This window comes from Pseudomonas sp. MT92 (genome assembly GCF_058792515.1).
Genome location: NZ_JBXAFA010000002.1, coordinates 408348 through 434779, shown reverse-complemented (window position 1 = coordinate 434779; position 26432 = coordinate 408348). Strand labels below are relative to the sequence as shown.

The 26432-nt window shown below is 61.2% G+C and carries 30 protein-coding genes; 12 read left to right on the top strand and 18 right to left on the bottom strand.

Annotated features, from left to right (window positions below; translation table 11 throughout):
- Positions 1-102: 102 nt before the first annotated feature.
- Positions 103-1176 (top strand): diguanylate cyclase, encoded by a 1074-nt coding sequence (locus AC1Q6D_RS05115; RefSeq protein ID WP_103405461.1) that lies wholly within the window; start codon positions 103-105, stop codon positions 1174-1176.
- A gap of 178 nt (positions 1177-1354) precedes the next feature.
- Here AC1Q6D_RS05115 and AC1Q6D_RS05110 read toward each other — a convergent pair whose 3' ends face one another.
- The 4 genes from AC1Q6D_RS05110 to AC1Q6D_RS05095 form a co-directional block, all read right to left on the bottom strand.
- Positions 1355-2224 (bottom strand): isocitrate lyase/PEP mutase family protein, encoded by an 870-nt coding sequence (locus AC1Q6D_RS05110; RefSeq protein ID WP_047530601.1) that lies wholly within the window; start codon positions 2222-2224, stop codon positions 1355-1357.
- A gap of 136 nt (positions 2225-2360) precedes the next feature.
- On the bottom strand, positions 2361-3395 hold the full coding sequence (gene astA / locus AC1Q6D_RS05105) for an arginine N-succinyltransferase (protein ID WP_103405459.1): 1035 nt from the start codon (positions 3393-3395) through the stop codon (positions 2361-2363).
- 61 nt (positions 3396-3456) lie between these two features.
- Positions 3457-4473 (bottom strand): arginine N-succinyltransferase, encoded by a 1017-nt coding sequence (locus AC1Q6D_RS05100; protein WP_103405458.1) that lies wholly within the window; start codon positions 4471-4473, stop codon positions 3457-3459.
- A gap of 113 nt (positions 4474-4586) precedes the next feature.
- Positions 4587-4718, bottom strand: a complete 132-nt coding sequence (locus AC1Q6D_RS05095) for a hypothetical protein (RefSeq protein ID WP_256590340.1) — start codon at positions 4716-4718, stop codon at positions 4587-4589.
- Between the two features lie 293 nt (positions 4719-5011).
- Between AC1Q6D_RS05095 and AC1Q6D_RS05090 the strand changes: the two genes are divergently transcribed.
- Both AC1Q6D_RS05090 and cobF read left to right on the top strand, forming a co-directional pair.
- Entirely contained in the window at positions 5012-5587 is a 576-nt protein-coding gene (locus tag AC1Q6D_RS05090) for a histidine phosphatase family protein (protein ID WP_103405457.1), read from the top strand.
- Positions 5584-6339, top strand: a complete 756-nt coding sequence (gene cobF, locus AC1Q6D_RS05085; protein WP_103405456.1) for a precorrin-6A synthase (deacetylating) — start codon at positions 5584-5586, stop codon at positions 6337-6339. The genes AC1Q6D_RS05090 and cobF overlap by 4 nt, the downstream gene beginning before the upstream one ends.
- Positions 6340-6393: 54 nt before the next feature.
- Here the strand turns inward: cobF and ftrA are convergent, their stop codons facing one another.
- Entirely contained in the window at positions 6394-7368 is a 975-nt protein-coding gene (ftrA, locus tag AC1Q6D_RS05080; protein ID WP_103405455.1) for a transcriptional regulator FtrA, read from the bottom strand.
- 101 nt (positions 7369-7469) lie between these two features.
- Between ftrA and AC1Q6D_RS05075 the strand changes: the two genes are divergently transcribed.
- Positions 7470-7904, top strand: a complete 435-nt coding sequence (locus tag AC1Q6D_RS05075; RefSeq protein ID WP_047530586.1) for a rhodanese-like domain-containing protein — start codon at positions 7470-7472, stop codon at positions 7902-7904.
- Between the two features lie 98 nt (positions 7905-8002).
- Here the strand turns inward: AC1Q6D_RS05075 and AC1Q6D_RS05070 are convergent, their stop codons facing one another.
- Complete coding sequence (locus AC1Q6D_RS05070; protein ID WP_103405481.1) at positions 8003-8647, bottom strand: type 1 glutamine amidotransferase; 645 nt, start codon at positions 8645-8647, stop codon at positions 8003-8005.
- Between the two features lie 320 nt (positions 8648-8967).
- Here AC1Q6D_RS05070 and AC1Q6D_RS05065 point away from each other — a divergent pair, with 320 nt between their 5' ends.
- The 3 genes from AC1Q6D_RS05065 (at position 8968) to AC1Q6D_RS05055 (ending at position 11861) form a co-directional block, all read left to right on the top strand.
- Positions 8968-9747 carry an ABC transporter substrate-binding protein gene (locus AC1Q6D_RS05065; protein WP_047530580.1) on the top strand — a complete coding sequence of 260 codons (780 nt, stop codon included), beginning with the start codon at positions 8968-8970 and terminating at the stop codon, positions 9745-9747.
- A gap of 137 nt (positions 9748-9884) precedes the next feature.
- On the top strand, positions 9885-10997 hold the full coding sequence (locus AC1Q6D_RS05060) for a succinylglutamate desuccinylase/aspartoacylase family protein (protein WP_103405454.1): 1113 nt from the start codon (positions 9885-9887) through the stop codon (positions 10995-10997).
- Between the two features lie 147 nt (positions 10998-11144).
- On the top strand, positions 11145-11861 hold the full coding sequence (locus tag AC1Q6D_RS05055; RefSeq protein ID WP_103405453.1) for an alpha/beta hydrolase: 717 nt from the start codon (positions 11145-11147) through the stop codon (positions 11859-11861).
- Positions 11862-11864: 3 nt separating this feature from the next.
- Here the strand turns inward: AC1Q6D_RS05055 and AC1Q6D_RS05050 are convergent, their stop codons facing one another.
- The 6 genes from AC1Q6D_RS05050 to AC1Q6D_RS05025 all read right to left on the bottom strand — a co-directional run bounded on the left by AC1Q6D_RS05050 (position 11865) and on the right by AC1Q6D_RS05025 (position 15194).
- Positions 11865-12437 (bottom strand): DcrB/PsbP domain-containing protein, encoded by a 573-nt coding sequence (locus tag AC1Q6D_RS05050; RefSeq protein WP_103405452.1) that lies wholly within the window; start codon positions 12435-12437, stop codon positions 11865-11867.
- A 95-nt stretch (positions 12438-12532) separates the two neighbouring features.
- Positions 12533-12802: a type II toxin-antitoxin system RelE/ParE family toxin gene (locus AC1Q6D_RS05045; protein ID WP_090462998.1), complete on the bottom strand. Its 270-nt coding sequence runs from the start codon at positions 12800-12802 to the stop codon at positions 12533-12535.
- On the bottom strand, positions 12792-12983 hold the full coding sequence (gene relB / locus AC1Q6D_RS05040; RefSeq protein ID WP_103405451.1) for a type II toxin-antitoxin system RelB family antitoxin: 192 nt from the start codon (positions 12981-12983) through the stop codon (positions 12792-12794). The genes AC1Q6D_RS05045 and relB overlap by 11 nt, the downstream gene beginning before the upstream one ends.
- Before the next feature lie 255 nt (positions 12984-13238).
- Positions 13239-13565, bottom strand: coding sequence for a putative quinol monooxygenase (locus tag AC1Q6D_RS05035; RefSeq protein WP_103405450.1), 327 nt, complete (start codon positions 13563-13565; stop codon positions 13239-13241).
- A 27-nt stretch (positions 13566-13592) separates the two neighbouring features.
- A complete protein-coding gene (locus AC1Q6D_RS05030; RefSeq protein WP_103405449.1) occupies positions 13593-14267 on the bottom strand; it encodes a glutathione S-transferase family protein in 675 nt (224 codons plus the stop codon).
- A 132-nt stretch (positions 14268-14399) separates the two neighbouring features.
- Complete coding sequence (locus AC1Q6D_RS05025; RefSeq protein WP_103405448.1) at positions 14400-15194, bottom strand: hypothetical protein; 795 nt, start codon at positions 15192-15194, stop codon at positions 14400-14402.
- A gap of 254 nt (positions 15195-15448) precedes the next feature.
- Here AC1Q6D_RS05025 and AC1Q6D_RS05020 point away from each other — a divergent pair, with 254 nt between their 5' ends.
- Positions 15449-16768 carry an Nramp family divalent metal transporter gene (locus AC1Q6D_RS05020; RefSeq protein WP_103405447.1) on the top strand — a complete coding sequence of 440 codons (1320 nt, stop codon included), beginning with the start codon at positions 15449-15451 and terminating at the stop codon, positions 16766-16768.
- A 58-nt stretch (positions 16769-16826) separates the two neighbouring features.
- Here the strand turns inward: AC1Q6D_RS05020 and AC1Q6D_RS05015 are convergent, their stop codons facing one another.
- Positions 16827-17729: a LysR family transcriptional regulator gene (locus AC1Q6D_RS05015; RefSeq protein WP_103405446.1), complete on the bottom strand. Its 903-nt coding sequence runs from the start codon at positions 17727-17729 to the stop codon at positions 16827-16829.
- A gap of 114 nt (positions 17730-17843) precedes the next feature.
- Here AC1Q6D_RS05015 and AC1Q6D_RS05010 point away from each other — a divergent pair, with 114 nt between their 5' ends.
- Positions 17844-18446, top strand: a complete 603-nt coding sequence (locus tag AC1Q6D_RS05010; protein WP_103405445.1) for an NADPH-dependent F420 reductase — start codon at positions 17844-17846, stop codon at positions 18444-18446.
- Between the two features lie 99 nt (positions 18447-18545).
- Here AC1Q6D_RS05010 and AC1Q6D_RS05005 read toward each other — a convergent pair whose 3' ends face one another.
- From AC1Q6D_RS05005 to AC1Q6D_RS04995, 3 genes are read right to left on the bottom strand one after another with little or no spacing between them, the layout of a single operon-like run.
- On the bottom strand, positions 18546-19727 hold the full coding sequence (locus AC1Q6D_RS05005; protein ID WP_103405444.1) for an acetyl-CoA C-acetyltransferase: 1182 nt from the start codon (positions 19725-19727) through the stop codon (positions 18546-18548).
- An 11-nt stretch (positions 19728-19738) separates the two neighbouring features.
- A complete protein-coding gene (locus AC1Q6D_RS05000) occupies positions 19739-20404 on the bottom strand; it encodes a CoA transferase subunit B (RefSeq protein WP_103405443.1) in 666 nt (221 codons plus the stop codon).
- Positions 20405-20440: 36 nt separating this feature from the next.
- Complete coding sequence (locus AC1Q6D_RS04995) at positions 20441-21139, bottom strand: CoA transferase subunit A (protein ID WP_047530551.1); 699 nt, start codon at positions 21137-21139, stop codon at positions 20441-20443.
- Between the two features lie 175 nt (positions 21140-21314).
- On the opposite strand from AC1Q6D_RS04995, the gene AC1Q6D_RS04990 reads away from it, so the two are divergent.
- Positions 21315-22217, top strand: a complete 903-nt coding sequence (locus tag AC1Q6D_RS04990; RefSeq protein WP_047530549.1) for a LysR family transcriptional regulator — start codon at positions 21315-21317, stop codon at positions 22215-22217.
- A 124-nt stretch (positions 22218-22341) separates the two neighbouring features.
- Here the strand turns inward: AC1Q6D_RS04990 and AC1Q6D_RS04985 are convergent, their stop codons facing one another.
- Positions 22342-23187 (bottom strand): NAD-dependent protein deacetylase, encoded by an 846-nt coding sequence (locus AC1Q6D_RS04985; protein ID WP_103405442.1) that lies wholly within the window; start codon positions 23185-23187, stop codon positions 22342-22344.
- Positions 23188-23295: 108 nt separating this feature from the next.
- The gene (locus AC1Q6D_RS04980) at positions 23296-24342 is read right to left on the bottom strand and encodes a class I SAM-dependent methyltransferase (RefSeq protein ID WP_103405441.1); all 1047 of its coding nucleotides are present in this window, start codon (positions 24340-24342) and stop codon (positions 23296-23298) included.
- A gap of 426 nt (positions 24343-24768) precedes the next feature.
- Here AC1Q6D_RS04980 and AC1Q6D_RS04975 point away from each other — a divergent pair, with 426 nt between their 5' ends.
- Both AC1Q6D_RS04975 and AC1Q6D_RS04970 read left to right on the top strand, forming a co-directional pair.
- Entirely contained in the window at positions 24769-25623 is an 855-nt protein-coding gene (locus AC1Q6D_RS04975; RefSeq protein WP_103405440.1) for an HvfB family MNIO-type RiPP peptide maturase, read from the top strand.
- The gene (locus tag AC1Q6D_RS04970) at positions 25601-26359 is read left to right on the top strand and encodes an HvfC family RiPP maturation protein (RefSeq protein ID WP_103405439.1); all 759 of its coding nucleotides are present in this window, start codon (positions 25601-25603) and stop codon (positions 26357-26359) included. The genes AC1Q6D_RS04975 and AC1Q6D_RS04970 overlap by 23 nt, the downstream gene beginning before the upstream one ends.
- The last annotated feature ends 73 nt before the right edge of the window (positions 26360-26432 follow it).

Genomic DNA, 26432 nt, shown 5'->3' with positions numbered 1-26432 from the left:
CATCCCGCCCGCCGGTGATGGCTATTTGACGTTACCCTGTTAGACTCCGAGAAATACGCGCAACCCTGGAATCATCAGGTACCGCTCTGTGGAGGGGGCCCAATGGGAAAGACGGGAGTGAAAGGACTTTCACTGGCCAGGAGGCTCTACACGTCGCGCATGCTCGGCCTGGTGCTGGGGCTGTTGTGCGTAAGTGTGGCGATGTACCCCCTGAACCCGGCACCCTGGGTCTGGGCACTGATGCTGTTCAACGGTCTGATCTGGCCGCACCTGGCCTATCAATCGGCGCGTCGGGCCAAGGCTCCCTATCATGCCGAACACCGTAACCTGCTGGTTGACGCCTTTCTGGGTGGCTTCTGGGTCGCAGCCATGCAGTTCAATCCGCTGCCCAGCGCGACCACCATTTCCATGATGGCCATGAACAATGTGGCGATCGGCGGCTTGCGTTTTCTGTTGGCGGGCAGCGTCACGCAGATCCTGGGGATCGGCATCGGGTGGCTGATTTTCAAGCCGCTGTTCATTCCAGAAACCAGTCAGTTACAACTCTACGCCTGCTTGCCCCTGATGTGTTTTTACCCGCTGGCGCTGGGCTGGCTCTGCTTTCGCCAGGCCCATACCCTCGGCCGGCAAAAAAGTGAATTACTGGCCCTGAGCCGAACCGACAGCCTGACCGGTCTGCTCAACCACGGCGCCTGGAAGGATCAACTGGAAGTCGAGTTTCAGCGTTGCCAGCGCCAGCACCAGGGTGGGGCGATTGCGCTGATCGACATCGATCATTTCAAAAACATCAATGACACTTACGGTCACGTCGCCGGCGACATCGTGTTGCGACAGCTGAGCAAGATGCTCAAGCAGAACCTGCGTGCCACCGACGTCGCCGGGCGTTATGGCGGTGATGAGTTTTGCGTGATTCTTCCGGATTTGCCCTTGAACAACGCGGCGGCGGTCATGGAGGCGCTGCGTGATCGCTTTGCCACGTTGGGCTACGAGCAAAACCCGGCGCTGAAAGTCAGCCTTAGCATCGGTTTGGCGGCGTTCAACCCTGGCCACAGTGACGCGACCTCGTGGCTCGGCGATGCCGACCAGGCATTGTACGAGGCCAAGACGACGGGGCGTAACCGGGTCATTTGCTGCAGCGATGGTCGCTCTCAGTACGAGCTGCTCGATTCGGTTTGATGTTTATTGAGGCGGCCTGAAAGCCGACCAGTCACCTGCAGGTGTACCGGGTCCACTGTAGGAGCGAGCCTGCTCGCGATGAACGTCCAGGCAACGCGGGCATTCAGACAGCCCGCGTCATCGTTGACGTCCATCGCGAGCAGGGGATGGGGTTTCACGCAATTAACGTTTGTCGCCCTCACTCTTTAACGTGCATGAACTCTTCCGCCCAACGGATGTATTCCGCTGGTTGCGTATAGGTGTGAGTCAATTCGGTTGCGCTCAGGTCGGCGGCCTGGGTGAAGATTTGTCGTTGTTCGCGCAGGCTGTCGTAGGTGGCCTTGATCGCGGCGAAGTAGGCGCCGTGGCCGTCGATGACGATGCGCACGCCCAGTTCGGCCAGGCGTTTGTCATCACGCAACAACGGATTTCCGTAGGTCACGAGCATCAGCGGCACACTCAGGTGCTCGGCGATTTGTTCCAGATGGTCGAAATCCTTCACCCCAACCATGCAGATGCCATCCGCCCCGGCGGCCTGGTATTGCTTGGTGCGGCTGATGATTTCCTGCACCGGAAGAATCCCTGCGTGGGTGCGGGCGATGATTGCCAATTCCGAGTCACACCGGGCTTCCAGGGCCGCGCGGATCTTGCCGACGCCTTCGGCAACGGTGATCAGGTCCGTGGATTTGCGGCCGAATTGCGCCGGCAGCAAGGTGTCTTCGATGGTCAGGGCGGCCACGCCGGCACGTTCGAGCTCGACGATGGTGCGCATGACGTTGAGTGCGTTGCCATAGCCATGGTCGGCGTCGGCGATCACCGGCAGTTGGGCGACGCGGCCGATGCGGGTGGCCTGCTCGGCGAACTCGCTGAGGGTGATCAAGGCGAAGTCTGGGGCACCCAGTACCTGCAGCGACGCGACCGACCCGCCGAGAATACCCACTTCAAACCCCAGGTCCGCCGCAATGCGCGCCGACATCGGGTCGAAGACCGACGCCGTGTGGTAGCAGGTGTTGGATGCGAGTAATTGACGAAAACTGCGGCGCAAATCTTGATGAGAAAGCCTGGACATATGAGTTCCACCAATGGGAATGGAAGGGCTTGAGCAAAAGTGTCAACGCCGAAGACGTAAAAGGCTATCACGGGGGGCGGTCGAGAATGATGACGAATTTGCAGATGATGCCCAACAGTGGGCGACTCGGGAGCGATTACGCCGCCACCGCCTGCGGCTGTTGTGGGCGCAGCGGTACGGCGCGGACCGAATCGCCGGGTTGCAGTTGCAGGCGTTTGACGGTGAGACGGTCGACGATCAGGCGGTCGCCCACTTGGCGCGCCGGGGTGGCGGTGATGCGGCAGTTTTCCAGGCGACGGTTGTGGATCAGCCACACGGGAGCCTGATCGTCCGGGGGGGCGATGGTCAGCTCCAGTAACTGACTGTCGCGCACGCTGCGGATGTTCGAAACGGGGGACTCGATCACCGGGCCGGCGTCGAAGATGTCGATGTAACCCTTGTGGGCAAAACCTTCGGCGGTGAGGATCTTCAGGGCCGGCTCGGCCGTTGCGTGAGGCTTGCCGATCACCGCCTGGGCCTGTTCGGTCAGCAGGCAGGCGTACAGCGGTTGGCGCGGCATCAGTTCCGCGATGAACGCTTTGTTGCCCAGCCACGACAATTGATCGGCGTGCTTGAAGTCCATTTTGAAGAAGTGGCGACCGACGCTGTCCCAGAAGGGAGAGCAGCCTTTTTCGTCGGCGCTGCCGCGCAGTTCGGCGATTATCTTGTCCCCGAACAGGTGCGCAAACTCGGCCACGACCAACAAACGCCCCAGGGACAGCAACCGGCCGTGATGGCTCTGACGTCGATCGGGCCGCAGGAACAGCGAGCGCAGATCCGATTGACCGGTCATTTCATTGTTCATGAACAAGGTCGGGATGTGCCGCTCGATGCCCAGGTCCGGTGATGAGCTGACCGTCTGCCCGACCCGGTAGCTGTACCAGGGTTCGCGCAGGCCCACGGCCCCGGTCAGGGCGCTGACGCCCACCACTTGCTGGTCGTCGTCTTCGAGGACGAACAGGTAATCGGCGTCGGCGCGCTCGACTTGTTCGGCGAAGGTTCTTTGTGCCCAGCGCAATCGGTGAAGCAGGCGCTCTTCGTTGGCCGGCAGCGACGTCAATCCGCAACCAGCCTGCCGGGCCAGTGCGAGCAGGGCGGGCAGATCGGTCACCTGGACCGGACGAACTATCATGCTGCAACTCCTTGCGCGAGCCTGCACGGGGACGGTCGTTGTGCGCCGTGAGGGAAGCGGATCACAAGGCAATCAGCCGGATCGGGCTGCCTTCGCTCACCTTCAGGGCCGCGCACATCTCGGTGTCCAGGGTCAGGGGCTGTCCGGCGCGGTAGTCCAGGTCGGCGACGATGGCGCGGTAATTCTCCAGCGAGTCATTGCAAAGCAGGTAGCGGCCACGGGCGTCGATGGATGAGCCGGGTTTCACCGTGGCGGTCACGCTTTGCGCGATGGAACGAATGCCACCGGTGCGCGCATACAGCGTTGGGCCGCCGTCAAAGAGATCGACATAACTGTTGGTTTGGAAACCCTCGCGCTCGAGGATATCGAAGGCCTCCTGGCCATCGGGGTGAACCCGGCCGATGCAGTCTTGCGCGGCCTGGGGCAGCATTGGCACGTAGATCGGGTATTGCGGCATCAGTTCGGCAAGAAACGCTCGACTCTCAAGCCCGCAGAGCCGCTCGGCCTCGACATAGGGCAGGTCGATGAAGTGCTTGCCCAGCGCATCCCAGAACGGCGAATGCCCGTCATCGTTGCTGAAACCAACGATTTCGCTGATGACCCCGTCGGCAAAGCGCGGCGCGTGGGCGGCGATGAACAGCAGTCGCGCCCGTGACAACAGTTCGGAATACGCCGTGCGCACCAGCGTCGGATCGATATGAAAACCGCGCAGCAAGGTATGGCTGCCGAGGTCGTGGCACAGCGACAGAGCCGGCACGCCATGCTCGATGTTCAGCTCCCGCGAGGCACTGTTGAAGTTGCGGTTGCGCAGGCTGTAGTACGGCTCGCTGAAACCCGCCATGGCGAGAATTTCCGAGCAGCCCGCCAGTCGCCGCGTCGCCGAATCTTCCAGCACGAAGAAGTAACTTTCCGGGCCCGGGCTCTGGACGGATTGCTCGAACGAGGTGCATGAGTCGAGAATTTTATCGTGCAAGCATTCGCGGTCGTCTGGCAGCGACGTAATGCCCACCAGGCTTTCGCGGGCCAGCCGCTGCAATTGGGGCAGGTCGGTTAACACCACTGGACGCAACACCAGCATGGATGCACTCCTGTATCAAAGCGTTCGGTGGCTGGCACCGAACCTGACGATCACTGTCGGTTTCCACGGATTGATCGGCGGTTGTCTTGTCGGACGCCGCTCTTTTTCAGGTGCTATTGCGGATTGACCGCGCGCGGTATCAGGCCTGCCTCGTTGCAGAGGCCGGGACTGATCGGGTGGCGCGTGGCTGTGGACGGTGAACTGTCCAGACGGGTGTCAATGATCGGGTCGTTAAATGAGGGCATCCGGGCTCCTGCTGGATGGGGGCGATAATCCGTTGAAATCAGTATTTAATTAAGGCGCACGGCCTGTCTAGTTAATTTTGCTGCGGTTTTTCAACGCCGAAAATTGAGCGAAATGCCTGTACGCCGATGGCGACGGGGATGACGGCCAGGCGTGTAGGGCATTGCCTATAAACAGATCGAAGACAGCTTTTGTTGTCAGACGAAAGGCCCCTTCGACCACCTTTCTTGCGTCACAATTGCGCGACCACCGGCAAGTCGCCGTACCTCACTTTCTATCGACAGAGTAATCCTTCGTGCAGGCGACCCGTTTGACCCTGATATGCCACGCTCGAACCGTCGCACAAAAGTTGGCGAGGTTTCCTACGGATGAACCTCTGGAGATGGATTGGCAATCGGCGCGGGGTTCCCGTCGTGCTCAATTCAAAAATGCTCCACGGCTGTTGTGCGGCCCGGAACTGCGTACACGGCAGACCGCCGAACTGTTCGGCAGCCACGCTGAGGTGGTCGCGGCATTGCGCGATTGCGATGTCGGGCGCTGGAGCGGTCAGCGCATCAATGACCTGCAAAAATCCGAAGCGCAATGGCTACAGTCCTGGCTCGCCGACCCGGCTTCGGCGCCCCACGGTGGCGAGTCGGTGATCCAGGTGACTGAGCGGGTGGGCGCCTGGCTGACGACATTGCAGGCGACACCGGGACATGTGGTGGCGGTGACGCATCCGTTTGTCATCCGCGCCGCGCTGACGTACGTGCTGCACGGTTCGGCATTCAATCTGATTGATGTCGAGCCGCTGTCGAGCGTCGAGCTCCGGTTCCAGGGTTGCTGGCGATTGCGCTTGGCGGGCGCTGAGCCCGAGGAAAGATGCGGATGAAAAAACTACTGGTCATCGGCATCGGTGCCGGCAACCCCGACTACATTACGATTCAGGCAGTGAAGGCGCTGAACAAGGTCGACGTGTTTTTCCTGATGGACAAGGGCCAGAGCAAGGACACGCTGATCGACCTGCGCCGTGACATCTGCGAACGCTACATCACCGATCGCCAATATCGCTTCGTCGAAGCCCGCAGCCCTGAGCGCGAGCGCGGGGATGTGGACTACAAGACCAGTGTCGACGACCTGAACCTGGCCAGGCAGCGGACCTTCGAGAGGCTGATCAATGAGGAAATGTCCGACGACCAGTGCGGTGGTTTCCTGGTTTGGGGTGACCCGGCGTTGTATGACAGCACCCTGCGCATCTTGCAGGCGATTCTGGCGTCAGGCGCCTGTGCCTTCGAATTCGAGGTGATCCCGGGCATCACCAGCGTTCAGGCGTTGGCGGCGCAGCACAAGGTGACGCTCAATCAAATTGGCGGCTCGATTGAAATCACCACCGGCCGGCGCCTCGCCGCCGGTCAGGTGAGCGATGCCGACAGCCTGGTGGTGATGCTCGATGCCCAGGATGCCTATCATCAGGTAGCGGATCGGGAGACCGACATTTACTGGGGGGCCTACCTGGGGACGCCGGATGAAATCCTGATCAGCGGCAAGCTCAAGGATGTGGCGGATGAGATCGAGCGGGTGCGCAAGGCGGCCCGACTGGCCCATGGCTGGATCATGGACACCTATCTTTTGCGCAAGCCTTGAGGATTTTCCTGTCTGTTCGGGCGGCGTTCTGACGATGGAGCCCACAAGGCCTCCTCAAGAAAGGGCCTTGACCCCACGCCCAAACCGCTCCCGATACACCGACGGCGGTACACCGACCACGCTGCGAAACGCCACCCGGAAGCTCTCCACCGAACGATAACCACAGCGCAGGGCAACCTGCTCGGTGTTTTGATCGGTGCTTTCCAGCAGTTCGCGGGCGCGGCCCAGGCGTTCATGTTGCAGCCAGGCCTTGGGTGACTGGCCGCTGGCTTCGCTGAAGCGGCGCAGGAAGGTCCGCTCGCTCATGGCCGCTTCGCTGGCCAGGTCACGTACTTCCAGCGGCTCATGCAAACGCTCCCGTGCCCACTGCATGACGCGGGAAAGATCACTGCGCGGCGCGGGACTGACCGGTGTCGGAATGAATTGCGCCTGGCCACCGGTGCGTTGCGGCGACATCACCAGCCGCCGTGCCACCGAATTGGCCACTTGTGTGCCGAAATCCCGAGCCACCAGATGCAGGCACGCGTCGATGCCGGCAGCGCTGCCCGCCGAGGTAATCAACTGGCCTGAATCGACATACAACACATCGGGGTCCACCAGAATGTTCGGAAAGCGTTGCGCCAGCTCCGTGGTGTAGCGCCAGTGTGTGGTCGCACGGTGACCATCGAGCAACCCGGTGGCGGCCAGCACGAACACCCCGGAACAGATCGACAGCAACCGTGCGCCCCGGGCATGGGCCTGGCGCAGCGCGGCGAGCAGTGCCTCGGGCACCGCTGCCTGGCGATCGCGCCAGCCGGGAATGATGATGGTCCGGGCCTGTTCGAGCAGTTCCAGGCCGCCATCGGCCAGCACCTGGATGCCACCCATGGCGCGCATCGGTCCTTGATCGACAGCGGCGACGCAGTGCTCGTACCAAGGGAAATCGAACTCCGGCCGCGCCAGGCCGAAGATCTCGACGGCGATGCCGAACTCGAACGTACAGAGGCCGTCGTAGGCCAGAATGGCGACCGATCCTGGGGTAGGCTGCATTTGGCGGAAAATTCCCGGTGAGTGTCTTGTGCGCCACTTTAGCCGCAATGGGCAGGCGGATAAAGTGTGTTCACACCCAACGACACTTAGGAGTACTGCCCATGACCAGCCTGGTTCGCGAAATTCCCGCCGCCCCTTCGGCCATTGCCCTGATGCACTTCAGCAATCGCCTGACGTTCGAAACCGATTGCTCCGACGTCCATGGCAGTCAGGCCGCTGGCGAAGTTGATTTCATTCTGTTGGACGTGCGCGGCCCGCTGGCCTTCGAACGTGGGCATGTACCGGGGGCGATCAATGTTCCGCGGCGATTGCTCAGCGCCGAAGGCCTGGCGGCTTACCCGAAAAACACCCTGTTCGTGGTCTATTGCGCCGGCCCTCACTGCAATGGCGCGAACAAGGCAGCGGTGAAACTGGCGGCACTGGGTTATCCGGTCAAAGAGATGATCGGTGGCGTGACAGGGTGGCTGGATGAAGGATTTAAATTGAGCGTCGCGGTGCAACCTCCAGCCACAGCGCCCATTGGATGTGAATGCTGAACAACGGTGGCGAGGGAGCTTGTTCCTGCTGGGCCGCGAAACGGCCCCACATCAGTCGACTCAATGCTCTTGACGATCGCGTACCCAGGTTCACAGGTTCAGCGTGTGCCTGACGACGCGTCCCGCCACCCATCCAGCGTCGCCTGCAACCACTCGAACACGGTTGCATGGGCGGCGCTGTCCTGCTGACCCCGCGGCAATGGCGATTCATCCGCAAAATGCTCATTCAGAACAGCCACCGATTCGGCGTTCCACTCCGGATGAAACTGCAGGCCCACCCGAGTCGGCCCGGCGCGGTACATCTGCTGTTCGCACTGCATGCTGCTGGCCAGCAGTTGCGCATTCGGTGGCAGGTCGATGGCGTCTTCGTGCCACTCCAGCACCTGCAGCGACTGGCCATCGACAAAAGTCACGGGCGTCCATCCGGTTTCCATTCTGTCCATCCGCCGCACATTCCCGCCCAGACTCAGTGCCAGTAACTGCGCCCCCAGACAAATCGCAAACACCGCTGCGCCTTGATCCAGGCTGGCCGCCAGCCACTGACGTTCGGTTTCCAGCCATTCTGGCCCGGCGTTCGCCTCATGAGGCCCACCCAACAGAATCACGGGGGCTGCACTCACGGGCGGCAACTGGCCGAGGTCGGCGCGAAATACGTTCAGGGTCAAACCACGGGATTCGGCCCACAGGGCAATAGCGCCGGGACCTTCAGCAGGATGGTGCTGGATCAGATTCAAGGACGGCATCACGCATCTCTTCAGGGGCAGGTAGGCGGTCAATGTGCCGCAAAAAGTGCCCGGTCGCCAGCGCGATTCTTGGGTCGGAAAATAGCTGAATTCTTGTAAGTTTTTTTTCGATTTGGCGGATTGTCTGACAGCCTTTGCACCGCGATGGCGCACACCCCATTGGCCTTTATTCCTGCGGCCACTTTTATGTAAGTATTTGTCGCTTAAACACAATTTGCCCTCCTGAAGCCACTCTAGACTGCCGACCACTTCGGTCTTTACCAGCCACAAGCTACCGACCGAAAGCTGCCAATAAAAGCCTCCGCACACAGGAGTTATAAATGAAGAAGCTAGTGATGTTCGGTGCCCTGGCACTGTCGATGCTGTCCCTGACCGCCGTGGCCGAAGACGCCAAGCCGATCCGTATCGGTATCGAAGCCGGTTACCCACCGTTTTCGATGAAAACCCCTGACGGCAAACTGACCGGTTTTGACGTGGACATCGGCGACGCCCTGTGCGAGCAGATGAAAGTGAAGTGCACGTGGGTCGAGCAAGAGTTCGACGGCCTGATCCCGGCACTGAAGGTCAAGAAAATCGACGCCATCCTGTCGTCCATGACCATCACCGACGACCGCAAGAAGAACGTCGATTTCACCATCAAGTACTACCACACCCCGGCGCGCTTCGTGATGAAGGAAGGCTCCGATGTGAAGGACCCGCTGACCGAACTCAAAGGCAAGAAAGTCGGTGTGCTGCGCGCCAGTACCCATGACCGCTTCGCCACTGAAGTGCTGCAACCGGCCGGCATTGTCCTGGTGCGTTACGGCTCCCAGCAGGAAGCCAACCTGGACATGGTCTCGGGACGCGTTGATGCGCTGCTGGCCGACTCGGTCAACCTGGACGACGGTTTCCTGAAAACCGACGCCGGTAAAGGTTTCGCGTTCGTAGGCCCTGAGTACAACGATCCGAAATATTTCGGTGGCGGCGCTGGCATTGCCGTGCGCAAGGGCGATAAGGAACTGGCGGACAAGTTCAACACCGCTATCACCGAAATCCGCGCCAACGGCAAGTACAAGCAAGTGCAGGACAAGTACTTCAAGTTTGACGTTTACGGCGAGTAATCGAACCGTGCAAAAAGGTGGCAACCGTTGACGCGGTTGCCATTTTTTATGATTTGCAATCAGGCCGCGATCCCTTGTGGGAGCGAGCTTGCTCGCTCCCACAAGGGATCTTGGTGCCGCTGACATCGGAGCGCCCCATGCAACGCATCAATCACACTCTGCCCTGGAGCCATCTGGGAACCGAACGCACCCTCAGCGTGTTCCGTTATGGCGCGGGCACTCGCAAGGTCTACATCCAGGCCAGCCTGCACGCCGACGAGTTGCCCGGCATGCGTACCGCCTGGGAACTGAAAAAGCGCCTGGCCGAGCTGGAAAACCAGGGCCGGTTGCAGGGTGTGATCGAACTGGTACCGGTGGCCAACCCCATTGGGCTGGATCAGCATCTGCAAGGCAGCCACATGGGCCGCTTCGAACTGGGCAGCGGCAAGAACTTCAACCGCTCGTTCGTCGAACTCAGCGCACCGGTGGCGCAGTTGATCGGTGATCGCCTGGGCAGCGATGCCGAGGCCAATATCGCGCTGATTCGCCAAACCATGGGCCAGGTGCTCGACGGTTTGCCGAGCCCGGCTTCGCAGCTGGAAGCCATGCATCGCCTGTTGCTGCGCCACGCTTGCGACGCGGATATCACCCTCGACCTGCATTGCGACTTCGAGGCGGCAATCCACATTTACGCCCTGCCGCAACACTGGCCGCAGTGGCGATCCCTGGCTGCGCGCCTGAAGGCCGGTGTCGCGTTGCTGTGCGAAGATTCTGGCGGTAGCTCGTTCGACGAGTCTTGTTCCTCGCCATGGTTGCGTCTGGCCAGGGCGTTCCCCGAGGCGGCCATCCCACCGGCCAACCTGGCGACCACCCTGGAGCTAGGCAGCATGGGCGACACCCGCGTTGATCAGGCCCAGGCCAATTGCGAAGCCATTCTCGGCTTCCTCGCCGATCAGGGTTTCATCCAGGGCACCTGGCCAGAGGCGCCTGTCGAATGCTGCGAAGGCATGCCGTTCGAAGGCACCGAATACCTGTTCGCACCCCATCACGGCGTGGTCAGTTTCCTGCGCGATGCCGGTGAGTGGGTGGAGAAGGGCGATGCGCTGTTTGAGGTGGTCGACCCGTTGAACGACAAGGTCACCACGGTTTGTGCCGGCACCAGCGGCGTGTTGTTCGCCATCGACCGCGGCCGTTACACGCAGCCAGGCACCTGGCAGGCGAAGGTCGCCGGACGAGATCCGATCCGGGTCGGCAAGCTGATCAACGACTGAGCCGATTCGCCTGCAGGCGCTGGCTTGCCCGCAATGGGGTTGCTGAGATCGCCATCGCTGGCAAGTCAACGCCTTCGCAGGGGAGTGCGTAGCCGGGAAGAGATGTTAGGCTCTGTTCCGAATCCTGCGCACTGTGAAGGAAGGTCCATGTTGAAATTTCTTGCTCTGCTCACGTTGCTGGCGTCCGCCGCTGTCCACGCTCAAGCCCCGTTGCAAACCGATCTGCCGCTCAAGTACCTGGAGCAGGCCAACGTCGATTCCCGCGATCAACCCCTGGTAATTTTTCTCCACGGTTACGGCAGTAACGAGCAGGATCTGTTCGGCATCAAGGATGACTTGCCCGCGCAATACACCTACCTGTCGGTCCGTGCGCCGATGGTGATGGAAGAGGGCAGTTACCAGTGGTTTCGCAAGAAGGGGGAAGGTGCCTACAACGGCGAGACAGATGATCTGAAGACCAGCGCCCAATTGCTGCTGGATTTCGTCGCCCAGGCGGCGAAGAAATATCACACCGAGGCGGACAAGGTGTTTCTGGTGGGATTCAGCCAGGGCGCGATCATGTCTTACGAGGTCGCCCTGCGCCACCCCGAAGCAGTGGGCGGGATCGCGGCGTTGAGCGGACGGATTCTGCCGGTGCTCAAATCGGAGCTGCAACCGGATGAAAAACGCCAGTCGCTGGCGATTTTCATCGGGCATGGCACGGCGGATAAACGCCTGCCGTTCAGTGACGGCACCGACGCCGACAGCCTGCTCAAGAGCGCGTCACTCGAACCTGAGTTTCACGCCTACCAAGGGGTTGGCCACAACATCAGCGCCGACGAGGTGAAGGATTTGAGTGCCTGGTTGCAGCGCCTCAATCCTTGATGTTCATTTGCCGCTGACGATCTGCTTGATCAGGGTTTCGTGGGCAGCCATGTCGCCGGGACGGGAAATCACCCGGACCACGGTCATGTGACTGCCGGACGCCGCCATCAACGTCGTATTGAGGGTCTGACCACCGCCCTGGGTGGCGGTGCTGTCGACCTGGCGCAGGCCCAGTCCGGTTTTTTTCAGGGTCAGGCTTTTTTCGCTGAGTTTGTTGTAATCCGGCAGGGCCTTGCGTTGCGCGGCGTCGAAGTCGGCTGCGGTGCCGTCTAGAAACTCGCCGTCGTTGTCCTTGACCTTGACCCCTTCCGGCAGGCTGTTTTCAGCGGCGATCACCACGGTCTTGGTGGTCTCGTTGCTGTACATGGTGCCGCTCGCACCGGTGGGGCTGGTCGGCAGCGGGCTGGCGACGAAACCTTTGGGCAGGGTGAAGGTGAACTTGCCGTCGAGCAGGGAGACTTTTTGCGCCGTCGCGGTGTCCTTGGCCGTTGCCTTGGCGGCGTACGCATTCAAGGCCCCAAGACTGGTCGCCGCTGCCAGCAACAGAACAACGGCTTTTTTACTCAACAGTGACATTCGAAATCTCCAGGGATGGACGCGCGATGGGGCGGCGATCATCCCATGGAGGTTATGGTGGGTTCCAGTACGGACTAACGGACGGTCGCTGATGCTCAGGGGTATTGCTGCCTGGCGTGTAAAACGCTCACGATCTCTATTCGATCCGTTACTTGATAAACCACCAGGTAGTTGGGGTGCACAACAATTTCCCGGGTACCAGGCACTCGGCCAAATCGATATAGATAGGGGTGTTCAGGAAGGGCTGAAGTAGCAGCTTCAATGGCTTGGGACAGGTCGATCGCTGCTGCCACGTTACGATCGCCAATGTAATTAAGGATTTGCCAGAGTTCGGCCCGCGCTTCAGGCCGCCACTCAATCAGCATTGCGCTTGTTGCGCTTCGATTCGATAAGGGCTCGCATTTCAGCCATCACTTGATCGTGCGGGATCCTTGGGCGTGGATCATCCAATGAAGCCTGGACCTTCGCGCGGAACCAACGGTCGTAGCTGGCGGCCTGCTCTTCGGTTTCGAATTCTGAAACGATGGGGGAAAGTTCGGCGCTCATGGTGGCCTCCGGAATCAATGCTTGTCAGTCTAATGGGTCTGTGGCGAGTTGTCGTTGCTGTCTGGATGAAGTACACCTTGCCAAGGTGCCGGTTGACGACTCCCGCCAAGGCAGATCGTAGTATCCAGGCTTCCGACGGCCAACCCTGAAATGCCGTCGGAAATTTCCTCGTTTGTTCTACGAATCATCCGTTGCAGGGGGATGAAGACAGTACATGGTGGGGCAAGCCCCCCCTCGCTACAAAGTCTGGCTTAGTCAATCCTCCCGACGCACCGGATAGCTTTTGATCACCTCCAGAAACTCGATCCGACGCTCCCGGGCCAGCAACTCCGGCAGCCGTTGTTCATACGCCTGACGGTAGGGCTTGTTCAGGTGGCGAGTGATGAAGTCTTCCTTGCTGCAGTTCCAGGTTTCGTAGAGCACCAGGGTGTTCGGGTCGTCTTGGAGTTGGTGCACCCAGGTGTTGACGAAATCCGGCTCGGCCGACATCTGGTGCACGACGTCCAGCAGCCGTTCTCGGGTTTCGTCGAAACGTTCCGGTTTGGCGGGCAGGTAAACGATAAACGCGATTTGATCACTCATTTCATCACCTTCGATCGTCGGAAACGGTTATTGAGCCTGGTTCTGCGGGAACAGGTTACGGCGGGTTTCTTCGTCGAATTCGGCTTTCAGCACCAGTTGCCCTTTCAGGCCGTGAGCGCGCTGGGCCGCGGGGCGGGCGCTGATTTCATCGAACAGGCGCTTGACGTTCGGGTAGGCCGCCAGGCCGTTTTCGCCAAGGATGTACGGCGCGTAATTGGCCCAGCCCCAGAGGGCCATGTCGGCGATGCTGTAGGTGTCGCCGGCCAGGTACGGGTGATCGGCCAGACGCTGGTCGAGCACGCGGTAGTGACGCTCGACTTCCTTGAGGTAGCGGTTTTTCGCGTAGGGCAGGTCCTCCGGTGCGTGGTGCAGGAAGTGCACGGCCTGGCCCGAGAACGGCGAGAGGCCGGTGGCGATGAACATCAGCCACGACAGCAACTCGGCATTGCCGGCGGCGGTGGTCGGCAGGAAGCGCTGATGTTTGTGTGCCAGGTGCAGCAGGATCGCTTGCGAGTCGAATACCGTGGCGTCGCCATCGATCAGGGCCGGCACCTTGGCGTTCGGGTTGATCGCCAGGAAAGCCGGCAGGTGTTGTTCGCCCTTGAAGGTATCGACGCCGATCAATTCATAAGGCGTTTGCAGTTCTTCGAGCAGCAGGGCGACTTTCATCGGATTAGGCGAAGGGTGGAAAAAGAATTTCATGGTGTAGGCCTCAGTCAGTCGTGGGTGGTGAACTGAGGTTGATGTTGAGCGAAACCCGTTCGATTGACGTACGGGGTTTTTGCTCTACTCGTGCGAAACCATCGAATGTGTCCGCCCGATGACCTGAAGCAACTAGCGCTTGATGGCGGTACGTCCAGCGTCCGCCGCCGGGTCGACGGGCCGTGCCAGCAAGCGTTTGGTCACCCCCAGCATCGCCACGGACACCGCCACTCCCAGGACGAATGCGTTCATCCCGAGTGCTGGCAATGCCAGCGTCAGGACCAGGCAAAAGGCCGAGAACGAATACATCCCGGTCGCCGTCGCGCGCAGCAGGGCAGCGGTAAACGCCGGCCCCCGGGTTTGCTGGGAAAACACTGCCATCACGCTGCCCAGCACCGGGAACACGGCGAGCAGGCCGCTCCAGCGATCACCCACGGTGCTGGCAAGCAAGGTGACCGCGAGGGTCAGCAGGGCGCCGGCGATCATGCGCAGCAGCAGTTTGTCGGACTTGGGTGCCGGGCCTGACAGGATCGGCTGTACCGACGGGAACAGGTGGGGCGCGGCCAACAGTGCCGTTGCGGCGGCGATCACCGACAGTGGCAGCGACGGCGGGATCAACGACAGCAGCACCGCCGCCGTGGCCCACACCAGCAGTGAAGTCGTTAGCGCCAGCGGCCATCCCGTGCGTTGGGCGACCTGCGCATAGGTCACACAGAAGGCGATCATCGCGAACATCGCCGACAGTGCCGCCATGGTCGATTGCGCGGCGAAGGCTTCACCTTGTTCGATGGCGAGGAAAAACAGAATCGGCCCGACCACCACCGGCAATCCCGACAACCAACCGGCCACGCTCGGCCCCCAGCGTTTACCGGCCAGGGAAATGAGCAGCAGGAATCCTGGAATGACCAGCAGTTTGAGCATCAGCACACGCACATCTCCAATTTGTTTCAGGCGGCAACGTTAGCATTGCGAACAGTGGATTGCTCTATAGCGGTTGATTTTTTGTATACAACATTTCCCTCCCTTACCGCACATCTCTGTAGAGCTGGCTTGCCAGCGAAAGCGGCAACTCCACAATCGGAAGCGAAACGCTGATCACCGCCAACCCGGCTCCCCCAGGGTTTTGCGTATACGCTGAAACGTCTAAGCTGGGCGTCTCCCACCTGTAGATGGACCCACGCGTGAAATTCAGCCTGCCCAAAGTCGGCACCGCACCCTTTTGCCCTCCGGAAGTGGCGGGCAGCGTTGCCGTCGATCCCAACGCCTCCTTTTTCAAACGTGTGCTGCGCTTTGCCGGCCCCGGTTTGCTGGTGTCCATCGGCTACATGGACCCGGGCAACTGGGCGACCGCCATCGAGGCCGGCTCGCGGTTTGGCTACAGCTTGCTGTTCGTGGTGCTGCTGGCGAGTCTGGCGGGGATGGTGGTGCAATGTTTGTGTTCGCGCCTGGGCATCGCCACCGGGCGTGATCTGGCGCAGTTGTCCCGGGAGCGCTACGGCACGCGGACGGCGCGCACGCAGTGGCTGCTGGCGGAAGTTTCGATCATCGCCACGGATCTGGCCGAAGTGCTGGGCTGTGCGTTGGCGTTCCATTTGCTGCTGGGGTGTTCGCTGACCTTCGGCATTGCCCTGACGGCGTTCGATACCTTGCTGGTACTGGCCCTGCAAAACCGCGGCTTCCGTCGTCTGGAAGCGATCATGCTGGTGCTGGTGGCCACCATCGGCGCGTGTTTCTTCGTCGAGCTACTGTTGATCAAGCCTTACTGGCCCGACGTTGCCCGAGGTTTCACGCCTTCACTCTCCGCCATCGGCGAGGCCGCGCCGCTGTATTTGGCCATCGGTATTCTCGGGGCCACGGTGATGCCGCATAACCTCTACCTGCACACGTCGATCGTACAGACCCGGCTGATCGGCAAGGACCTGGCGAGCAAGCAGGACGCCGTGCAACTGGCGCGCATCGACACCATCGGCTCCCTGGCCCTGGCGCTGTTGGTCAACGCGGCCATCCTGATTCTCGCTGCCGCGGCGTTTCACCAGACCGGGCATACCGATGTCGTGGATATCCAGGACGCCTATCACCTGCTCGACCCTCTGGTGGGCGGGGCGTTGGCCAGCGTGCTGTTCGGCGTTGCGCTGCTGGCTTCGGGACAGAGTTCGACCTTTACCGGCACTATTGCCGGCCAAGTGATCATGGAAGGTTTCCTCGACCTGCGGATTCCTTGCTGGCAGCGGCGTTTGATCACCCGCGGGCTGGCATTGATCCCCGCGTTCATTGGCGTGTGGCTGATGGGCGACGATGCCATTGGCAAGTTACTGGTGCTCAGTCAGGTGGTGCTGAGTCTGCAATTGCCGTTTGCCTTGTACCCGCTGATCCGGATGACCAACGATCACAGGCTCATGGGGCCGTTCGTGAACCGGTTACCGACGCGGGTGCTGGCGTGGGGGTTGTTCGTGCTGATCAGCGGGGCGAACAGCTGGTTGATCCTGCAGTTTCTGGGTTGAGTGACAGCAAGCTTGTACCGCCAGTGAGCAATGGTTCTCTGGTACTGGCGATCAACCCTCACGCGCTGTCGCGGTGAAACGCCTCGACCATGAAGTCAATGAACACCCGGGTCTTGGCCGGCATCAGCGTACGGCTCGGGTAATACAGCGAAATCGCCCCCGCATCGGCATGCCAGTGCGGCAGCAAGCGCACGAGCTCGCCGCGCTGGATATGCCCCTGGACATCAGGCAGTACCAGCAGGGTGACGCCCAAGCCAAGTAGCGCCGCCTCTCGCATGGCCGCCGGGTCATTGAGCACGATGTTCTCGTTCAGGCTGGCCGAGGCTTCATGGCCGGCGTCATCTTGCATGAGCCATTGGCGAATGCGCCCGGTGCGGCTGCCACGCATCACGATGCCATTGAGTCGAGACAACTCTGACGGGTGGGCAGGCAAGTGCTTTCCTGCCAGGTAAGCAGGGGAGGCCACGGCCACAATATCGGCTGCCACGAGTTTCCTTGAAACCACCCCCGGCGTCAGCTCGAACGCCCCGCCGATGGCCGCGTCATAGCCTTCGGCGATCAAGTCCACCTGGCGATTTTCGAAGTGCCATTCGGGGCGGATCAACGGGTAACGCACAAGAAAGGCCGGCAGCAATGGCAACACATGACTGATGCCAAACGTCGGTGGCAGGCTCACCTTGAGCACGCCGGCGGGTTCGCCACGGTCGGTGCTCACGGCGCTGATCGCCGTTTGCAATGCCTCCAGATTGCCGCCGATGCTGGCCAGAAAGCGTTCGCCGGCTTCCGTCAGGGACAATTTGCGTGTCGAGCGCTGGAACAGGCGCACACCAATGTTGCGTTCGAGTATTGCCACATTGCGGCTGACCGCAGCAGGCGTCAGTGCGAGCAACCGCGCGGCCGCGGAAAAACTCCCCGTTTCGGCGCTGCGCACAAAGGATTCAAGGTTGGCGAGGGTTTCCATGGGGCGACACCTGATAACAAAGCTTGAAGATCATTCAAGTTATTACCGGCTAATCAAGCGCTAATGGCAAGCGCAGTATTCACTCCAACCACAACCCCCTCGGAGTGAAAAACCATGAGCACCATCGGAATCATCGGCGCCGGCGCAATCGGCGCAGCGTTTGCCAGGGCACTGTCGCGTCAAGGCATCGAACTGGTCATCGCCAACAGTCGCGGTCCTGAAAGCCTGGCGTCACTGGTGGCAGAACTCGGGCCGACCGCTCGCGCCGGCACCCGTGAAGAGGCGGCCGCACAGCCTGTCGTGCTGGTGGCGGTGAACTGGTCGAAGTTGCCGACCGCTCTGGCGGGTCTGCCGGCGTTTGATGGGCGGATCGTGATCGATGCCAACAACTCGATTGAGGCGCCATCGTTTAAAGCGGTGGATCTGCAAGGCCGTATGTCCAGCGAAGTGTTCGCCGAGTGGGTGCCCGGTGCGCGGGTGGTCAAGGCCTTCAACCACCTGGCGGCGGGATTGCTCGAGCGTGATCCGGCAGCGGAGGGTGGACGGCGCGTGCTGTTTGTCTCGGGTGACGATGCCGACGCCAAGGCGCAGGTGGTGGACTTGATCGAGCGAGTGGGGTTCTTCGGGATCGATCTGGGGACGCTGAGTGTCGGGGCCAGGCTGGCACAGTTTCCGGGCGGACCTTTGCCGATTTTGAACCTGGTCAGATTTGCCTGAAACCCAGGCAAAAAGAACCCGGTGTGACCTGCGTCACACCGGGCGTTTTACCAGGCTACGGCGGTTCTTCGTGGGTCCCCGTGCAGCCTGTTGAACGCGTTAGGCGCGCTCGAGCGCCAGTGCCACGCCCTGACCACCACCGATGCACAGGGTGGCGAGGCCTTTCTTGGCGTCACGCTTGATCATTTCATGCAGCAGCGTCACCAGTACCCGGCAACCCGACGCACCGATCGGGTGGCCCAGGGCGATGGCACCGCCGTTGACGTTGACCTTGTTCAAGTCCCATTCCAGGTCCTTGGCTACAGCCAGCGATTGTGCGGCGAAGGCTTCGTTGGCTTCGATCAGGTCCAGTTGATCGATGGACCAACCGGCCTTGTCCAGGCAACGACGGGTGGCCGACACCGGGCCGATGCCCATAATCGCCGGGTCCACGCCAGCGTTGGCGTAGGCCGCGATTTTCGCCAGTACCGGCAGGCCCAGGGCCTTGGCCTTCTCGGCGCTCATCAGGATCACCGCGGCGGCGCCGTCGTTGAGCGACGAAGCGTTACCGGCAGTCACCGAGCCGTCCTTTTTGAAGGCTGACTTGAGTTTGCCCAGGGATTCGGCGGTGGTGCCGGCCCGTGGTTGCTCATCGGTGGCGAAGGACAGGGGATCGCCCTTGCGCTGGGGAATCAGGATCGGCGTGATCTCATCGACAAAACGCCCGCCTTCGATGGCGGCGGTGGCTTTTTGCTGCGAGGCGGCGGCGAATGCATCCTGCTGCTCGCGGGTCAGGCTGTACTTCTCGGCCAGGTTTTCGGCGGTGATGCCCATGTGGTAATCGTTGAACGCGTCCCACAGGCCGTCGCTGATCATGGTGTCGACGAGTTGCGCGTTACCCATACGCAGACCGGTGCGGGCACCGGGCATCACATAGTTGGACAGGCTCATGTTTTCCTGGCCGCCAGCGATGATCACGTCGGCGTCGCCGCAACGGATGGCCTGGGCGCCCAGGTGCAGGGCCTTGAGGCCGGATCCGCAGACCTTGTTCAGGGTCATGGCAGGCACGGCGAAGGGCAGGCCGGCCTTGATCGACGCCTGGCGCGCAGGGTTTTGCCCGGCACCGGCGGTCAGCACCTGGCCCATGATCACTTCATCGACTTGGGCAGGGTCCAGGCCGGTTTGCGCCAGCAACTGACGGATGACCGCCGCGCCCAGGTCAACGGCGGATACGTTCGCCAGGGAGCCCTGGAAACTGCCGATGGCGGTGCGTGTGGCGGCAACAATGACGACTTCTTGCATGGAATGATTCCTCACTGGTCAGCGAACTGCATTTCCGGAACGTAGTCCGGCACGATCAGTTTGCCGGCGGTTTTGGCAACGATCTCTTCAACGCTGACGCCGGGTGCGCGTTCCTTGAGATGGAAGGCGCCGTCCTGGATTTCCAGGTAGGCCAGGTCGGTCAGCACGCGCTTGATGCAACCGGCGCCGGTCAGCGGCAGGCTGCATTGGGACAACAGCTTGGACTCACCGTCCTTGGACGCGTGAGTCATGATAACGATGATGTTTTCCGCGCCCGCCACCAGGTCCATGGCGCCGCCCATGCCCTTGACCAGCTTGCCGGGAATCATCCAGGAGGCGATGTTGCCTTGTACGTCCACTTCGAAAGCGCCCAGTACGGTCAGGTCGACATGGCCACCGCGGATCATCGCGAAGGACTCGGCCGAGGAAAAGATCGAAGCGCCGATACGGGCGGTCACGGTTTGTTTGCCGGCATTGATCATGTCGGCGTCGATGGTTTCTTCAGTAGGAAAAGGACCCATGCCGAGCAGGCCGTTTTCCGACTGCAGCATGACTTCCATGCCTTCGGGGATGTAGTTGGCGACCAGGGTCGGAATGCCGATGCCCAGGTTCACGTAGAAGCCGTCCTGCATTTCGCGGGCGACGCGTTGAGCCATTTGTTCGCGGGAAAGTGCCATTGTTGTTATTCCTTCATTCGGTCCGGGGGCAGGGGATCACTTACGCACGGTGCGCTGTTCGATGCGCTTCTCGAACGTGCCGCAAATGATCCGGTCGACGTAGATGCCAGGGGTGTGGATCTGCGACGGCTCCAGTTCGCCGGGTTCGACGATTTCCTCGACTTCGACCACGGTGATCTTGCCGGCGGTGGCGGCCAGCGGGTTGAAGTTCTGGGCGGTGTGGCGGTAGATCACGTTACCGAAATGGTCGGCTTTCCAGCCTTTGACGATGGCGAAGTCGCCGGTGATGGATTCTTCCATCAGGTACTTGCGGCCATGGAATTCGCGCACTTCCTTGCCTTCGGCAACTGGGGTGCCGACGCCGGTGGCGGTGAAGAACGCCGGGATGCCGGCGCCGCCTGCGCGCATTTTTTCGGCGAGGGTGCCTTGGGGGGTCAGGATGACTTCGATTTCGCCTTTGAGCAGTTGCTCTTCGAACAGCTTGTTTTCGCCGACGTAGGAGGCCACGACTTTGCTGATCTGGCGGTCGGTCAACAATACGCCGAGCCCGAAGCCGTCGACGCCGCAGTTGTTGGAGACCACGGTGAGGTCGCGTGTGCCCTTGCGTTTGATCTCGGCGATCAGGTTTTCCGGGATCCCGCACAGGCCGAAGCCGCCGGCGATCACCGTCATGCCGTCTTCAAGACCTGCCAGAGCTTCCTCGTAGGAACTCACGCGCTTGTCGAAACCTGCCATATGCACCTCTTTTATTCTTTATGGGCGGCTGGCTAGCCGTATGGGGTTGAGTGTCACGCTGCAAGATTGATTTGTTAAGTTGTTTTTTTGGCTGTATTAATTGATAAAACTCATCAAATTGCTGCTTTCGATCTTGCAGCTTAGAGCTCGTAGCTTACAACTGGAGCAACGAACATTGACCATCAAGCAGATCCGCGCCTTCCTGGCGGTGGCCCAGAGTCTGAGTTTCGCCGTGGCCTGCGAGCGCTTGCACCTGTCTCAGTCGGCCCTGAGCCTGACCATCAAGGCGCTGGAGGAGAGCCTGGGCGGGCGATTGTTCACCCGCAATACGCGCAATGTCGCATTGACCGCCGAGGGTGAATCGCTGGTGCCGCTGGCGCGCCGCCTGATTGCCGATTGGGACAATGCCGAAGATGAATTGCGCCAGCGCTTCACCCTCCAGCGCGGGCGCGTGACACTCGCGGCCATGCCGTCGTTCGCTGGCAACCTGCTGCCACCGATCCTCAAGACCTTTCGCGCGCGCTACCCGAAAGTCAACGTCACGGTGAACGACGTGATCAACGAGCAAGTGCTGGAAATGGTCCGTGACCGCCAGGTGGAGCTGGGGGTGGCGTTCGAACCGACCCAGAATTCGTCGCTGCATTTCACGCCGTTGTACGTTGACCGCTTTGTGGCGGTCGTGCCCCTTGACTCGCCGCTGGCCACGCGGGATGACATCGACTGGCAGACCTTGCTCAAGGAACCATTCATTACCTTGCAGCGCCCCTCGACGGTGCGGGTAATGCTGGAGGAACACTTGCAGGCGCGGGGCATGAAATTGCCGGTGGAGTTTGAAAGCCATCAGTTGTCCACGGTCGGACGGATGGTCGCCAGCGGACTGGGCGTGAGCGCGGTGCCGGCCTTGTGCGCCGGGCAGATGCGCGAACTGGGCGCGCGGTGCATCACCTTGCGCGACCCGGTGGTTGAGCGGGCGCTAGGGGTGTTGACGTTGCCGGGGGGAGAGCTGTCGGCGGCGGCGCAGGCGTTGTTTGATGTGCTTAAAGAAGAAAGTCTGAGTCGGCAGGCAGTAGGACATTGATCACCCATCTTGTAGGAGCGAGCCTGCTCGCGATGGACGCCAGGACACCGCGGGCATTCAGATAGCCCGCGTCATCGTTGACATCCATCGCGAGCAGGCTCGCTCCTACGGGGATTGGGTGGCATCAGTGGTGGGTGAGGCGCTGTGCCAATAAGGGCAACAACTGCTCGCAGGACATCTCTATCTTCAAGTCCAGCAGGTCGTCCGCCCGCGTCTTGCCCAGGTTGATCGCCAGCAATGGCTTGCCCTGATCCACCACCGCGCGGCACAGGCGAAATGCCGAATAGGCCATCAACGACGAGCCGACGACCAATAGCCCGGCCGCCTTTTCCACCGCAGCCATCGCTTTGGCGGCGGTTTCCTGCGCGACGTTTTCGCCAAAGAACACCACGTCCGGTTTCATCCGTTCACCGGCGCAATAGGGGCAACGGGGTACTTGAAAGCGGGATTCGAAGGCGGCGTCCAGCAAGGTGTCGCCGTCCGGCGCCTGCACCGCATCAACGCCGGCCAGATAGGGGTTCTGTGCTTCCATCTGTTGCTGGATCGAATCCCGTTCGCTGCGTTTGGCGCAGTCCAGGCACAGCACCCGGTGCAGGCTGCCGTGCAGTTCGATCACATCATGACTGCCGGCCTGGTCGTGCAGGGTATCGACATTCTGGGTGATCAGGCCGCTGATCTGCCGGGTACTCTGCAAGCGCGCCAGGGTGTCGTGAGCCACGTTCGGCCGGGCCTGGCGCACCCGTGGCCAGCCGAGCATCGCCCGCGCCCAGTAACGTCGGCGGGACTCGGGCGCGGAGAGAAATTCCTGATACATCATCGGCTGCCGGCCACGCCGGACGCCTTGATTGTCGCGATAGTCCGGAATGCCCGACGGGGTGCTGATCCCGGCGCCGGTCAGAACCACGTACGGTTGATCGTCCATGAGCTGCTGGAGCCGGTCGAGTTGTTCGAGGGTCAGGCTGTCGAGCATGTCGGGAAACCTGTAGGAGCGAGCTTGCTCGCGATGGTGTGTCAGTCGACATCAATGTACCTGACCCATCTTCGCTGGCAAGCCAGCTCCTACAAAAGGCAACCTGGCTTACTTGCGTGCTTCAAGAATCAGGTTGAACGGCGTTTCCGTTGCCCGGCGGAAACTGGAGAATCCGGCTTCGGTGAACACCTTGCGCAATCGTGCTTCGCCCGCCTGGGCGCCGAGGCCGAGTCCAACCTCCTGGGACAGCGAGTTGGGCGTGCAGATGAAGGTCGAGGCGGCATAGAACAAACGACCGACCGGATTGATGTTTTCATCGAGCGAGTCATTGGCGAAGGGTTCCACCAGCAGCACCGTGCCGTCCGGTTTCAGTGACTCGTAGGCATGTCTGGCCGCGCCGACCGGGTCGCCCATGTCGTGCAGGCAGTCGAAATAGCAGACCAGATCATAGTCGTTGCCGGGGTAGCTCTTTGCCGTGCCCTGGAAGAATCGCGCCCGACCGGCCACGCCACCTTCTTCGGCGCGCTGGGTGGCGACGGTGACGGAGGGCGCGTGGTAGTCGAAGCCGACAAATCGCGACTCGGGAAAGGCCTGGGCCATGATCACGGTGGAGGCGCCATGCCCGCAGCCGATGTCTGCCACTTTCGCCCCGGCTTCCAGCTTGGCCACCACGCCATCGAGGGCCGGTAGCCATTCGGCGATCAGGTGGGCCTTGTAGCCTGGACGGAAGAACCGCTCCGTGCCGCTGAACATGCACGGATGGTGATCGCCCCAGGGCAGGGCGCCGTCGCCGCGCATGGCGTTGATCAGTTTGTCCTTGTCATGGAAAAACGATGCGACCACCCCGATTCCACCGGCGATGTAGACCGGCGAGTCCTCGATGGCCAGCGCCAGGGCTTGTTCTTCGGGCAGGCGGAACTGTCCGTCGGTGTGTTCCATATAGCCGGAGGCGGCGTGAGCGCTGAGCCACTCGCGCACCAGGCGTGGGTTGCAGCCGGTCTTGCCGGCGAGTGTTTCAGGGGTGACGGGCTGACTGTCGGCCATGGCTCGGTACAGCCCGAGTTCTTCGCCGAGGATGACGTTGGCGAGCATCGCCGCGCCGCCCATGTCACTCACCAGTTTGCCCATGAAGTCATTGAGTCTGGCCTCGTCCATCACGTGTGCTCCTTCAAGAGGATCACAGTCCAGAGGCATTGTTTGCCTGGGCAAGCCGCCGCTGGGCGGTGGTCGTGGGGGATGTTCAGGACGATTTGCATGTCCTGGGTGCATTAAGTTTAGTTCGCTGATCGAATGGCGTTTTTTCCAGGCGACGAAGGTCCCCTGTGGGAGCGGGTTTGCCCGCGATAGCGCAGTGTCAGTCAACAAATAGGCCAGATCCGCCAGCCAGGTCGCGGGCAAGTCGAATCGTTGGACCGCCGTTCCCACGGGGATTTGGCCAGCAGTGCCTGCGTATGTATCCCACTGTATCTAACTGCCTTCCCGATACAGTCCCCCTCAATTCAAGGCCACCGCTGAACACAGAACAGATACACCGCTGCGATTAACTGTCATTGCGTACTGACCACCCTTGAGATCGACACCATGCAAACCCCCATCATTTCAGCGAAAGCCAGCGCCGGGCTCGGCTTGCGTCGCGGTTTAATCAAAGACCTCCAGGCCGCCCCGGCCGGCCATTTCGATTTCCTCGAAGTCGCGCCGGAAAACTGGATCGGCATCGGCGGTGCCCATGGGGCGGCACTGCGGGCACTGGCCGAACGCTATCCGCTGTCCTGCCACGGGTTGTCACTGTCCCTGGGCGGGCCATCACCGCTGGATGTCGGGTTCTTGCAAGAGGTGCGGCTGTTTCTCGATCACTACAACGTGCCGCTGTACAGCGAGCACCTGAGTTACTGCAGCGATGACGGTCACCTCTACGACCTGTTGCCGTTGCCGTTTACCGAAGAAGCGGTGCACCACGTCGCCGCGCGCATTCGTCAGGCCCAGGACATTCTCGGCCGGCGCCTGGCGGTGGAAAATGTTTCCTATTACGCCGCGCCACAGCAGGACATGGACGAGGTGACATTCACCAACGCGGTATTGCGCGAAGCCGACTGCGACTTGCTGCTGGACGTCAACAACGTTTACGTCAACGCGATCAACCACGGGTTCGATCCACACGAATTCCTCGCCGGCATCGATTCGAACCGGGTGGTGGCCATGCACATCGCCGGGCATTTCGATGAGTCCGACACCTTGAAAATCGACACCCACGGGGCGTCGGTCAAGCCGGCGGTGTGGTCATTGCTGGCCGAGGCCTATGCCCGGTTCGGCGCTCGACCGACGTTGCTGGAGCGCGATTTCAACTTTCCGGTGTTTTCCGAACTGGTCGCCGAGTTGCAGACCATTCGCCGCTTGCAGGCGGAGGAGGCAAGCCGTGGCCAAGCGCTCGTTGCATGAACAACAAAACAGCATGGGCCTGTACCTGCGCGACCCTGAACGCTGTGCGCCACCCGCCGAGATGGACCCGGCGCGGGCACAGGTTTATCGCGACCTGGTGTTCGCCAACCTGTCGTCGTTGATCAGCGGCACCTTCCCGGTGCTGGTGAACATCCTGGGTGATGACCAGTGGCGTGCGCTGGTGCGGGCTTTTCTGCGCGATTACCGCGCCCACACACCGAAGTTCGGCGAGATCACCGAGGAATTCGTCGAGTTCCTGGCGTCCGGGCCGCAAGCGTTGGCCGAGGGTTCCTGGCCGCCATTCATGGTGGAGCTGGCGCATTACGAATGGGTCGAAATGGCGCTGCAACAATCCGAGGCCGAGCCTTTGCCGGCCAGCGATGCAGAAGGGTTGCCGAGCCGCCCGTTGCACGTCTCGCCACTGGCCTGGCCGTTGGCCTATAGCTGGCCGGTGCAGCGGGTCGGACCGGATTATCAGCCCGATACCGCACCCGATCAGCCGACCTTGTTGCTGGTGCGGCGGGCTGAAGACTGGAGCGTAAAGTTTTCCGAACTGAGCCCGCTGGCGTGGCGCCTGTTGCAGCGCCTGAATGAGTTTCCCGGGCTGGACGGCCGTGCGCAGTTGCAGGGGTTGGCGGAGGAGGCGGGGATGACCGGTTCGCAGACGTTCTTCGAAAACGGTTTGGCATTGATCCAACAGCTGCATGGGGAAGGGGTGGTGGGCGCCATCAACTGACGTTTTGCGGACATCTGAACATTGCACATTCGTTCCATGTGTTTCACCGTTGAAGCACTCGTAACCCTTTCAA